The 12,037-nt window shown below is 60.0% G+C and carries 11 protein-coding genes; 5 read left to right on the top strand and 6 right to left on the bottom strand.

Going from position 1 to position 12,037, the window contains the following annotated elements; genetic code table 11:
• Positions 1-10 precede the first annotated feature (10 nt).
• The 3 genes from ABDK74_RS07490 to ykgO form a co-directional block, all read right to left on the bottom strand.
• The gene (locus tag ABDK74_RS07490) at positions 11-253 is read right to left on the bottom strand and encodes a hypothetical protein (protein WP_194253868.1); all 243 of its coding nucleotides are present in this window, start codon (positions 251-253) and stop codon (positions 11-13) included.
• Positions 254-344: 91 nt separating this feature from the next.
• Positions 345-998 (bottom strand): tetratricopeptide repeat protein, encoded by a 654-nt coding sequence (locus ABDK74_RS07485; protein WP_346003329.1) that lies wholly within the window; start codon positions 996-998, stop codon positions 345-347.
• A gap of 17 nt (positions 999-1,015) precedes the next feature.
• A complete protein-coding gene (gene ykgO, locus ABDK74_RS07480; RefSeq protein WP_194253867.1) occupies positions 1,016-1,141 on the bottom strand; it encodes a type B 50S ribosomal protein L36 in 126 nt (41 codons plus the stop codon).
• Between the two features lie 216 nt (positions 1,142-1,357).
• On the opposite strand from ykgO, the gene ABDK74_RS07475 reads away from it, so the two are divergent.
• The 4 genes from ABDK74_RS07475 to ABDK74_RS07460 all read left to right on the top strand — a co-directional run bounded on the left by ABDK74_RS07475 (position 1,358) and on the right by ABDK74_RS07460 (position 5,157).
• Entirely contained in the window at positions 1,358-1,795 is a 438-nt protein-coding gene (locus ABDK74_RS07475) for a hypothetical protein (protein WP_194253866.1), read from the top strand.
• Positions 1,796-1,963: 168 nt separating this feature from the next.
• Complete coding sequence (locus ABDK74_RS07470) at positions 1,964-3,973, top strand: FUSC family protein (RefSeq protein WP_194253865.1); 2,010 nt, start codon at positions 1,964-1,966, stop codon at positions 3,971-3,973.
• The gene (locus tag ABDK74_RS07465) at positions 3,967-4,167 is read left to right on the top strand and encodes a DUF1656 domain-containing protein (RefSeq protein ID WP_062027417.1); all 201 of its coding nucleotides are present in this window, start codon (positions 3,967-3,969) and stop codon (positions 4,165-4,167) included. The genes ABDK74_RS07470 and ABDK74_RS07465 overlap by 7 nt, the downstream gene beginning before the upstream one ends.
• A gap of 39 nt (positions 4,168-4,206) precedes the next feature.
• On the top strand, positions 4,207-5,157 hold the full coding sequence (locus ABDK74_RS07460; RefSeq protein WP_194253864.1) for an HlyD family secretion protein: 951 nt from the start codon (positions 4,207-4,209) through the stop codon (positions 5,155-5,157).
• A gap of 108 nt (positions 5,158-5,265) precedes the next feature.
• Here the strand turns inward: ABDK74_RS07460 and ABDK74_RS07455 are convergent, their stop codons facing one another.
• Positions 5,266-7,377 carry a S9 family peptidase gene (locus ABDK74_RS07455; RefSeq protein WP_346003328.1) on the bottom strand — a complete coding sequence of 704 codons (2,112 nt, stop codon included), beginning with the start codon at positions 7,375-7,377 and terminating at the stop codon, positions 5,266-5,268.
• Positions 7,378-7,574: 197 nt separating this feature from the next.
• Between ABDK74_RS07455 and ABDK74_RS07450 the strand changes: the two genes are divergently transcribed.
• Positions 7,575-8,066: a DUF2501 domain-containing protein gene (locus ABDK74_RS07450; protein WP_194253862.1), complete on the top strand. Its 492-nt coding sequence runs from the start codon at positions 7,575-7,577 to the stop codon at positions 8,064-8,066.
• An 85-nt stretch (positions 8,067-8,151) separates the two neighbouring features.
• Here the strand turns inward: ABDK74_RS07450 and mdoH are convergent, their stop codons facing one another.
• Both mdoH and ABDK74_RS07440 read right to left on the bottom strand, forming a co-directional pair.
• Positions 8,152-10,338 (bottom strand): glucans biosynthesis glucosyltransferase MdoH, encoded by a 2,187-nt coding sequence (gene mdoH / locus ABDK74_RS07445; RefSeq protein WP_346003327.1) that lies wholly within the window; start codon positions 10,336-10,338, stop codon positions 8,152-8,154.
• Positions 10,314-11,897 carry a glucan biosynthesis protein gene (locus ABDK74_RS07440; protein WP_194253860.1) on the bottom strand — a complete coding sequence of 528 codons (1,584 nt, stop codon included), beginning with the start codon at positions 11,895-11,897 and terminating at the stop codon, positions 10,314-10,316. The genes mdoH and ABDK74_RS07440 overlap by 25 nt, the downstream gene beginning before the upstream one ends.
• Positions 11,898-12,037: the final 140 nt, after the last annotated feature.

Raw genomic sequence — 12,037 nt, 5'->3', positions numbered from 1 at the left:
GGCTGGAAAATCAGCCCTTGCGCTTGCGGAAGAACTCCACCGAGGCGGTGACGACCGCGATGACAGCCAGAATCTGCTGGAAATACGGGCGGAAACGCTTGGGTCCGAACGTCGCCATGGCCGTCATGCCGGCGAGGCCAATTTCACGGGCGCGCGTAGCCTTCTGACAGCAGGTCTTCATCTTGGAGCAGCAGCTTTTCTTGGCGCTGGCATCTGCGATGGCGGTTTCGGTAGCGGGGGATGGCTTGGTCATGAGGATCTCCTGAAAAATGGAATCAGGGGATCAACACACAACATTACAAGGGGTTGCCAGAGCAGCACATGGAAGACACCGCGCAGTGACGTCAGTCCTGCTGGCCGTCGCGGGCTTTTTCCAGCGTTTTGAGTTGGGTGTCAGAATCGGGCGATTTCGGATTCAGAAGCAGCATCTGATGGAAGGCCCGTAGGGCGGCCTCGGGTTCGTGGCGGTCATGTTCGGCTTCCGCAAGCATACCCCACGCCGTAGGATCGCCGGGATCGGCCTGAAGGGTGACGCCCAGATCAGCGATCGCGCCGTTATTGTCCCCCGCTGCCAGCCGGATTGCCGCGCGCTGGCGGTAGAGAATGGGCTGGTCAGGCTGGATGGTGATGGCGGCGGTCAGATCATCCTGCGCCTTCTGGAAATCATGTTTTTCCAGTGCATCATGCGAATCGCTGATGAGCATCTGCACGCTGCCGGTCAGGGCGCGGCTGCGGAGGCCTTCCGCACGTTCGGAGATCTCACCAGCCTGCTTTTCGTTCCCGGCCATGGCGAGCGCCTTTTCTGCTTCCATGAGGCGGTCATGGAGCGTCTTGTGCGGGGGGCGGGAAGAGGAGGCGGGCGGTTTGGCAGCCGGGAGGGCTGCGGAGCTGGACGCGGCAGGATTCGCGGCGGGCGCAGCCTGAACTGGCAGAAAAGTCAGAGCCGGGGTACAAAGCAGAACGGCGCCAGCCATCAGCCAGCGCCGTCCGTCCGTCATCCGGCAGACCAAGGGGTTCAGCCCTGGCGAGCCTTCATGCGCGGGTTCTTCTTGTTGATGATGTAAACGCGGCCGCGACGGCGGACAACGCGGCAATCCTTGTCACGAAGCTTTGCGGACTTCAGGCTGTTGCGGATCTTCATGGTGATCAGGCTCTCGACGGGTAAGGCCCTTGCGGACCGGACAGCGGGCCGGAACGCCCGCGAAAGAATGGCCCCGATTACCCATCCCGCCCTGTAGAGTCAAGCTGACAAGCCAAGTCTATGGCGGAATTCCTTAATGCTGCCGATTTGCAACAACCTGCAACAGCGTCGTTCAGGGTCTTTGTCCGGCCGGGATTTTCTCCTAACGTCACTTTCATGATCAAGCGCCATTCCCGCCCCGCCTTGCTGCTGGCTCTTCTTCCTCTCGCCGTTGCTCTTGCCGCGCCCGTGGCCGCAAGAGCCGAAGATGGGGATGCCAAGACCAATGACGATGATCCGACGATCAACCAGCAGGGTTTCGCCATCAACAAGATCCTTCGGGTTCTTCAAACCAACCCGGATGCGGCAGGCGACTCCTGCATCAATGCGCTCAAGGAAATGCATCAGGCCCAGACGGCTCTGAGCAAGGAAGAAGGCATCGACCCGGAACACAATCAGGATATCGGTGTTGCGCGCGACGTTCTGTCCTCTGAAATGGAGGATGTCACGAATATGTGTGGTGCCGATGCACGGACTTACTGCCGCAAGGCCGCTGCGCATCCGGATCCCAAGCTGACAGCGGCCTGCAACGCCCTGCCGAACGAAGAAGACTAACTTTTCCCGGCAAAGCAGAAGGGAAAACGCCGTCTGTCAAAACATGTCCAGAAGATTCGAGGACTAACTTTTCCGCGAAAGCGCCCCTAAGGTTTAAAGTCTGATTCTGGTAACGAGGGCCGTGGGACTGTTTCTGATGAAGTCTGTGTCGGGTGAGGGGCATCGCTCTTGACCGCTGCACTACAGTCAGTCTTCCGCCCCGGATGGGTTCAGTTCAGTCTCAGGACATGGTCTGCACTTGTTCTGGCGCTTGGAACGGCCTTCTGGTCCCAGCTTGATTCGCCTGCCAGTGCTGGCGTGACGGTCATGATCCTCGCGCAGCCTTTGCGGGGACAGGCGCTGTCCAAGGCGTTCTACCGTCTGGCCGGGACTGTGCTCGGCGTCAGCGTTTCCATCATTCTCGTGGCGATGTTCAATCAGGAGCGGGCGCTGTTTCTGGGCGGTGCGGCTCTGTGGATTGCGGCCTGTGCGTTTGTGGGGTCGCTGGAGCGCGATTTCCGCTCTTATGGCGCTCTGCTGGCGGGCTATACCGTCGCACTCGTAGCGCTCCCGACGATGGATGATCCGCAGAACATCTATCCCGTCAGCATCGCACGTGCGTCTGACATCGCCATCGGCGTTGCGTCCATTGCAGTCGTCAACATTCTGTCCGGCTCGCCCGAAGCGTGGCGCAGGCTTTCCAAGGCCATGGAGACGCTGTCGCATCGTGTCCGCCAGACCGGTAAGTCCGCCATTATGGGCGATCCGATCGCCACGCCTGAGGAAATGATCGGGCTGAGCGGCGAAATTCTCGCGCTTATGACCCAGATTTCTTACGCAAGAACAGAAGTCGAGCGCGGACGTCTGCGGATGGCAGGCGCGCGGCTGGGCATTATTGGGATGCTCACGGTTCTGACCACGAGCCGTGCGATTGCATGGCTTCTGGAAACCGGCGGTATTTCCGAGCTCCTGATCCGGCATGTCCGGGCCTGGCACGAGCGGTCCGAGGACGGCACGACTCGTCTTGAAACGATGGACACGATTCTGGACGAAATCCGTGCGGAAGATCCGGATTTCGTGCCTTCGGCGCGGGAGGCGTGGTTTCTGGAACGCTGTTCGACGCTTCTCAGTAACCGTCTGCATATCCGTACCGGCATGAACACGCTTCTGCGCGCCACACCGGCGGGCGATGCGCTCAAACTGGCGCAGCTTGAGAGTAACCCGGACTATGTGACGGCGTTCATCAATGCCATGCGCGTCTTGCTGGGCTTTAGCGTTGCAGCGGCGCTGTGTCTGGGCTCCAGCATCCCGGCCTCCGTAACGTCTCTGTCCCAGACGGCACTGGTTCTGACACTGGCCTCCACCGCCATCGACACGGCAGAGTTTGGCAAGGGCGCCATTATCGGGATGCCTGCCGGTATTCTCGTGGCGGCCTGGCTGGATTTCATGATCCTGCCGCATGTGGGCAGCATGCTGAGCCTTGCACTGGTGCTGTTGCCGCAGACCGTGATTTCCTGCCTGCTGTTGATGAATCCGAAAACCAGCGCCATCGGCTTTAATTATGGTGTGTTCTTTTTGGTGTTCATCGCGCTCGGCAATCATCATAACTACGACCCGCTGGCCTTCATCACGCGCAACACGTTTTATGCGATGGCCGCCGTGCTGTCCTTCGTGCTGCTGGTGCTGCTCTGGCCGCCGACCGCACGACGGCACCGCTTTCGGCTGGCGGTCTCCATCGCCCATGATCTGGAACTGCAGCTTGCTGGGCACGGCGAGCGGATGGGGCCGCCGCTTCTGAGCCGAAAATACGAGCGTTTGAGCCAGTTTCTGATGTGGACAGACCGGCTACACGATCCGGGACTGCGCTCCCGCCGTGTTTTCAACCGCTTCGTGGCGTTGGAAGATTTTTCCAGCACCATTGCGCGCGTCCGGAATTATCTGGATCAGGCCGCGCATCTTCCCGGTCTTAAACCGATGGTCCGGCATGTGCGGCGTCTGCTGGCGCATGACAGGCTCGGCCTTCTGGAAGCTGAAATTCCCGAGCTTCAAGCCATGTTTTACGAGCGACTTTCAGACGGTATCCGCGAGGAGCAGTCCATGATCATCAACTGTATTGGCGGTCTGGAATCGGTGCGGACGATGGTGCGCCTGAACCGCTCGGCCGTGCATCATTATGGAATAGGACGCAAGCGATGGTGACGACACAGGTCGTTGACCTTGATGGCGTGCTGGTGTCGGCCTTCGTCATCAATCTGGCCTTAGCCCTGCTGACACTGGCCGTTCTGCGCTGGATTCTGGCCTGGTTCGATCTGTGGCGTTTCGTCTGGGACCCGCCGCTGGCCCAGTTCGGCATCCTGATCTGTCTGATCGGCCTTTACACCCTGATCCTCTGACCTTTTCCTGTTTCGAACCGCATACAAGGTGACCGTCCCGTGCTTTCCAGTGCCCATCGCCTGATCCGCCTGACCATCACGCTCTGCATTCTCGTGGTGGCGGCTCTCGTGGTCGTCATCCTGTGGGATTATTACACCGCCTCGCCCTGGACGCGGAACGGACAGGTGCGTGCGCAGGTCGCCAATATCGCGCCGCGCGTTTCGGGACAGATTACCGAAGTTCTGGTGAAGGATAACCAGTTCGTCCACAAGGGCGAGGTGCTGTACGTCATCGATCCGTTCGATTTCAAGGTGGCACTTGATACGGCAAAGGCCCATGTGGCCGAGCGCAAGGCCGATCTGGAATTCCGTATCGTGCAGTCCCAATGGCGCAAAGCCATTCCCGGAACTGCTGTTTCAGTCGAGGAGAAGCGGCAGTACGAGGCGCTTTCGCAACAGATGCAGGCCCAGTATGCCGCAGCCGAAGCCGCCGAACGTCAGGCTGAAATCAACCTTGAGCGAACGGAAGTTCGCAGTTCCATCGACGGCATCGTGACCAACCTCATCATGCGTCCCGGTGACTTCGCGACCGCTGGCGTGGTCAACATCCACATCATCGACACCAGTTCCTACTGGGTGGACGGTTATTTTGAGGAAACCAAGGTTCATGATCTTGATGAGGGCGATCTCGTCCGTATGGATCTGATGGGGTATCATGACCCGTTGTTCGGGCATGTTGAAAGCATCACGCGCGGTATTGCCAGCAACAACGCGCAGGTGAACAAGCAGGGTTTGCCGGAAGTGGACCCGGTTTATACCTGGGTGCGTCTGGCGCAGCGTATTCCGGTGCGTGTGAAGATCGACAAGATCCCCGATGATCTGACGCTGGCCGCCGGTATGACGGCTACCGTGACCGTCGTGTCAGAAGAGGGCAACCGCCGCCACCGCTCCACCCACGCTGCTTTCCAGCATTTCGGTGACGACATCCGGCATCTGTTCGGCCACAGATAAGGACTTTGGAATAGAAGTTTTTAGGTTCCACCTTTTTTCAAAAAGGCGGAGAGCGTCGAAGCTTTTTGGAAAAAAGCTTCACCAAAAACTTTTATTCACGAGGTCTTTTTAAGCGTGCTCTATGGCCCAGATGGCGAAGGCCTGGACGAGGGCGACTTCTTCCAGACGCTTGAAGCGACCTGACGAGCCGCCATGTCCGGCTTCCATGTTGATGCGGCACAGGAACGGGCCGCCGGACGTGATTTCGCGCAGTTTCGCAATCCATTTCGCGGGTTCCCAGTACGTCACGCGCGGATCTGACAGGCCACCCATTGCCAGAACCGGCGGATAGGTTTTGGCGGCGATGTTGTCATACGGCGAGTAGCTGGCGATCAGGTCATACGCCGCCGTGTCTTCCAGCGGGTTGCCCCATTCCGGCCATTCCGGCGGCGTGAGCGGCAGGGAGATGTCGGACATGGTGTTGAGCATGTCCACGAACGGCACCTGCGCGGCAATGCCCGCGAAAAGCTCCGGCGCCATGTTCGTAATCGCGCCCATCAGCAGACCACCGGCCGAGCCACCCTGCGCGACGATGCGTCCGGCAGACCCATAGCCTTCGGACACGAGATGTCGGGCGCAGGCGATGAAGTCGATGAAGGTGTTGGGCTTCTTTGTTCCGCGACCGTCCAGAAACCAGTTCCAGCCCTTTTCGGAGCCACCACGGACATGGGCGATGGCGTGAATCCAGCCCCGGTCCACTAAGCTGAACACGGTCGTTGAGAAATCGGCATCCATGGCGATGCTGTAGGAGCCGTAGCCATACAGAAGCAGGGGTGCCGAGCCGTCCAGAACCTGACCTTTGCGCATCAGGACCGTAATCGGAACCTGCGCTCCGTCGGGCGATGTTGCGAACAGGCGGCGCGTTTCGTAGCGGCTTGCATCATGGCCGGACGGGACCTCGCGGATCTTGCGCAGAACGCGCTTGCCGGTGGCCATATCGTAATCGTACCAGTGCGCGGGATTGGTGGGCGACTGATAGATGTAGCGCAGGATCGGGGCGTCATATTCCAGCGTGCCCAGCATCGTCAGGTCATAGGCCGCTTCGTCCATCCCGATGGCTTTCGCCTGCGCCCGGACATCGCCCTGCGTGCCTTCGGGCACCACGAGGATATGGATGTTCCCGTCTCGCCGTTCGGCCCAGGCGAGGTGCCCGCGTGAGGCACTGGCGCCCAGCAAATAGTGACCCTCACGGTAGGGCACGAACGGCGTCCAGTTCTCGCGTCCTGTAGCCGTGTCGGGTGTTTGCATGAACTGGAAGTCCACGGCGCCACCGGCGTTGGTCAGGATGATGAAGCGGTCATTCCAGTGCGTCAGGGAATAGCGCTCGCCCCGTACCAGCGGTGCTGCCACGACAGGCAGGGACGTCGGATCGGAAGCCGGGATGAGCAGCGTTTCGTTCGTATCATGGTCGCCGCGTTCGATGACGATCCATTTGCGCGACGCGCTGACGCCGATGCTCAGGAAGAAGCCCGGATCGGTTTCGTCGAAGACCAGAACATCCTCGCCCCCCGTCAGCGGGCGGCGATAGATTTTTGAGGGGCGGCCATTATCGTCGCGGTAAATCCAGAACAGCCACTGGCTGTCCGGTGAAATGGCGAAACTGCCCGTCGTGCTGGGGACGGGGTCGGCGCAGAGCGTTTCTGTTTCCAGATCCGCGACCTGAATGCGATAGACCTCGGAGCCCTGAATGTCTTCTGCATAGACGAAATAGCGGTGATCGGGAGAATGGTCTGTCTGTAAGAGCGCGTAATAGTCATGCTGCTTGGCCAGCGCATCGGCATCGAGCAGAACCTGCTCCGCTCCGCCGCCGCGTGGGGAACGCACCCGCAGCGGATGCTGCGCACCGTCTTCGAAACGTACGGAATATTCCCACGGGCCGTCGGGAACCGGGACCGAAGATTCCGCAGGCGGAATCCGGCCGATCATTTCCTGAAGCAGCGTCTCGCGCAGCGGCTCCATTCCGGCCAGAACGGCTTCCGCATAGGTGTTCTCCGCCTTCAGATGCGTGGCGATGTCTTCGCGCAGAACGGACGGGTCCCGCAGGACCTGCTGCCAGTTCTCATCCTTCATCCAGGCATAGGAATCCGTCCGCGTGCGGCCAAGCTGCGTTGTGCTCAGCGCCTCACGACGGGCGATGGGAGGAACGGGTGCGGCGGAGGGAGCATCGGGGCGCTGTGACATGACCAAACTGTGACGCAGAAACGCCCGGCATTCAATCGGCCTTTGACTGGAAAAGAAGCCCTCTCAAGAAACTACGACTGGTCTCAAGTGTTATTCAGGGCAACGGAGCATTCTTCAGGATGTTCCAGACCGGATGAATTCTGTTTCTCCTTTTGGGGTGCAGACAGGACATCCTGTGATGTGGAAAGAAGAGTATCATGATTTCAAGCAAGTATTTTGCTGTTCTTGCCGCCGCTGGCCTGAGCATTTCCGGCGCTGCCGTGGCTCAGACTGTTCCGCCGATCCCGCAGAGCAGCCCTGTGACGACCATTCCCGCCGGAACGCAGGCACGACTGCCCGGCGCTCATGTTCAGGCCGTTGCAGGCGGTAAGAATGTCCTGAGCGCGGCGTCGCCGGGTGTACTGGGTGCCGATGGCCTTCCCTCCATTGAGGGCGCACAGGCAGGCAATATCGCCGGTCTGACCTACTACTGTACGCAACACAAGCTGGTGCTCGGAACATCGCCGATCGTCGCGGCTCGCAAGATCGCCAAGCGTCCGGATGTTCACAGCGACGAGTTCTACTCGCTGGGCGGTAAGGGCCTGCTTCAGATGACGGACGGTAACGTCTTTGATATCGGCACGCTTTCCAAGGACAAGCGCGTTACGACGTGCAACGACCTTGTTAAGAAAGCCCAGTCTTTCAAGTAATTGATACGGCCTACGGGTCTGCAATAAAAAACACCCCGGCTGTAATGGCCGGGGCGTTTTTTGTGTCGTGATGTCCTGTAGTTCTTCAGGCGGCGAGTTTTTCCATGAGTGCCAGACCTTCGGCACTTCCCAGAACCGCCGCTTTTTCCTGACGGGAGAGACGTTCCAGCGCGACCTGAAGGGACGGAGCCTCGCGCAGCTTGAGCAGGCCCACCAGAAGATGCGCGTCAATCGGGCTGCCCGGGCTGCGGGCCGGGGGAAGCGCGCCTTCATGGGCGCCGAGGAGGGTAGCGTTCTCGCGCAGTGCGGCGAAGGCTTCTTCCGGCGGAGCATCGGGAGCATGGGCGGCGCGTTCACGTGCGGTATCGTTTGCGGCAGCAAGCTGAAGGATCGGCGGAGGGGCGGTTTCCTCCTCGATCAGCAGAAGCCCTGCGCGGCGCAGGCCCAGACCAACGTCCCGGCTCGCCGTCAGTGCGGCCAGAGGAATGGCCAGAACCAGCCCCAGCAGCACCGGTGTCATCCACAGGAACAGCGCCTGTGAGACTGACCATGCCGCAATGGCCAGAAGCAGGCCGAACACGGTGTAAATCCAGTAGCCGTGGGCCACTTCCTTCAGCGAAACCCTGCCATCGTCACGGTTCTGCGCATTCCATCCCGAATCCCGGCCCAGCAGGATCGAAATCACGCCGGATGTCTGGATCAGCATGGCAATCGGCGCGATCAGGCCACCAATCAGAGTTTCGAGCACGATAGAGACCGCAAGCCGGAAAACGCCACCAGAACCCTTCAGGGCCGCGCGATCGAACAGCATGGCAATGAACGCCAGAGCCTTCGGTGCGAGCAGAATGCCCATCGTTCCGATGAAGACGAGCTTGGCCTGCACCGGATCAACACGCGGCCAGTGCGGATAGAGCGTGGGGGTCGAGCCGAAATATTCAGGATGATAGAAATGCGACTGAAGCGAAATCAGGATGCCGAACAGAAGGAACAGCAGCCAGAGCGGGGACATGATGTAGGACCCGATGCCCGTCAGCATATGGACACGGCTGACCCAGTGCATGCCTTTCGTGCCGAGGATCTTGCTGTGTTGCAGGTTTCCCTGACACCAGCGGCGGTCGCGGATGGCAACATCTGTCAGTGAGGGTGGGCTTTCTTCGTAGGAGCCGAACAGGCCTGGCACCATGTGAATGGCCCAGCCTCCGCGACGCATGAGCGCGGCTTCTACAAAGTCATGGCTGAGGATATGGCCGCCAAACGGCGCACGGCCCTTCAGATGCGGCAGACCAGCCTGTTCGGCGAAGGCCTGCGTGCGGATGATGGCGTTATGGCCCCAGTAATTGCCTTCCGAGCCGTGCCACCAGGCAATGCCATGCGCGATCAGCGGCCCATAAACGCGACCGGCAAACTGCTGCATCCGGGCAAAAAGCGTGCGACCACCCACAATGACCGGGAGTGTCTGGATCAGCCCTACGCCATCATGCTGCTCCATGGCCGCCGTGATCCGGACGATCAGGCTGCCATCCATCACGCTGTCAGCATCGAGCGTGAGCATCTGCTGGTAGGACGAACCGAACCGCGTCACCCAGTCACCCAGATTGCCGGCCTTGCGATCTGTATTCTTGTGACGGCGGCGGTAGAAGACCCGCTTTTCGCCATTCGTGGCTTTGCGGAACTCCAGAAAGGCGCGCTCTTCCTGCACCCAGACGTCCGGATTGGTCGTGTCGGACAGGATGAAGAAATCGAAGGCGTTAATCTGTCCCGTCGCCAGAATGCTGTCATGAATGGCGCGCAGACCCGCGAGAACGCGCATCGGGTCCTCGTTGTAGGTTGGCATCAGGACGGCGGTACGGTTTTTCAGTTCCGGCAGCGGCCCGGTCCGATGGATGCCGAGCCCCAGACCACCGCGCAGCATCAGTGAGAAGAAACCGCCGAGGCAGGACATGAAGGACAGCGCGATCCAGAAGGCGAGAATGGCGAACAGGATCAGGATAATAACACCAAGCGCCGAGACGCCCAGCGAGTTGAAAACCTGATTGATCCTGTAAATTCCATAGCCCGTCAGCAGCATCGCGCCACCAAAGACGAACAGGCGGCGCGCCCACAGGAAAGACGGCGTCGTCGGCAGAGGATCAAAGGGCCGCCCATGACGGTCCGGCTGCTGATGAAGGTTTTGCGGCTTCATCGCCAGCGGTGCTTCAGGCGGCAGGAACGGAGCAGCTTCCGGGGTGGCGTTAGAAGAAAATTCGGTCACGGCGTCCAACGATACATCCATTTTTCTGAAACCGGGCCCTGATCATTGGCGAGCTGAGCCTGAAGTTCGCACGTCTTTGCGTCGCCTGGTACGAACTCGAAAGTGGCGCGCCAGCCCTGGATTTCCGGGTTTGGCTCGACGACGACATTGCGGATCGTGCCGGGGCTAGCCTGCGTGATTAGATGGAAATTCATGCCCTGCGGCACGTTCTGGAAGGGGGCACCCGTGAAATCGATCGCGAAGAAGCGTGCTTCGGGGTGGTCGGTTACACTCCCGATTCTCGTGGCCGCAATACGCGCCATCTGGGTCGGCCAGGGCGTGTCCCAGCCCCAGTACATCCTGTAGATATAGCTGTATTCCTGACCACCCTTCATGGGTTGTTTGGGGCGCCAGAACGAGACGATGTTGTCGTTCACCTCGTTGGGGGTCGGGATTTCCACAAGATCGACGGCGCCGTCGCCCCAGTTGCCGATGGGTTCAATCCAGAGAGACGGGCGTTTCTGGTAGTTGAGCGCCAGATCCTCGTAATCATGGAACGAGCGCTTGCGCTGCATCAGGCCGAAACCATGCGGACTGCTGTCTGCGAAGGCCGAGAACTGAAGGTCAGTCGGGTTGGTGAGGGGGCGATAGAGCTGCTGCCCGGCACCCGTCCAGATCTGGAGGGCCTCACTGTCATGCGCGGCCGGTCGCCAGTCATCGACGTGATTGCGGGCGTTTGCGTCGAAATAGAACATGCCCGTCAGGGGGGCGATGCCGGATTCCGTAATATCCTGACGCGGGAAAAGAGAGGACTGGACGTCAAAGACAGTCGTATCGCCCGGACGAATGGTGAAGCGGAACGCCCCGACCAGCGACGGGCTGTCGAGCAGGGCATGAATGACGATGGATTCCACGCCCGGTTCGGGCTTTTCGATCCAGAACTCCCGGAAGAGTGCAAATTCCTCGCCCTTGGGATTGCCGGTGCCGTTTGCGAAAGCGCGGGCTGACAGACCGTAATTCTGGCCTTTGGCCACGGCCCGGAAATAGGATGCGCCAAGGAAGACCGCGCATTCTTCCATCATGCCTGCCGTGTTGATGGCATAGCGCAGACGCAGGCCTGCGTAGCCGAGATCGTCTGTGACGCGCAGAACGGGGTTGGCATAGGTGAAGGCGTCGGGGTCGTAGGGAATGGGGGTGGACTGTCCGCCCGTGACTTCGTTCATGCCGATCCGCGGCTTGTAGAGGAAGCCGCGCGGGAAGAACTCCACGTCGAACGCCAGATTCTGGCCGTGCCACAGGGCCTTGTCCGGATTGAAGGCAATGCTGCGGAACTGGTCGAAATCCATGTTCGCAATGGCACTGGGCAGCGTCTGGGACGGCGGGGAATAGGCTTTCTTCGACAGGCGCTGCGCCAGAAGCCGGACCGTACCGTCGTCAAAAGGCGTCGGCTGCGGTGCAGGCGGGGGGACAGCACCTTTTGGGGCTGCACCCGACGGAGCGGGGGAGGAAGCTGTGGACTGGGCATGTGCCATACGGGTGGCTGTTCCCAAAAGGGTCAGTCCGGCCCCAAGCTTGACCAGATCACGGCGCAGGATACTCATACTTTTCCCAATATCCCAGTTTCTGTCGGCGTCTTCGGAACGAAGCCCACTTTATCCAGCGATACGCCGGAAGCCTTTCGTTGCGAAGAGTCCTTCTATGGTGAGGATGCTATTTCACAAAGGTTGACGCGGCCTTTTTA

Origin of the sequence: Gluconobacter sp. OJB (assembly GCF_039638275.1) — a bacterium.
Taxonomy (GTDB): Bacteria; Pseudomonadota; Alphaproteobacteria; order Acetobacterales; family Acetobacteraceae; genus Gluconobacter; species Gluconobacter cerevisiae.
The sequence above is the reverse complement of the archived record's forward strand: the minus strand, read 5'-3'. Positions and strand labels throughout refer to the sequence as shown.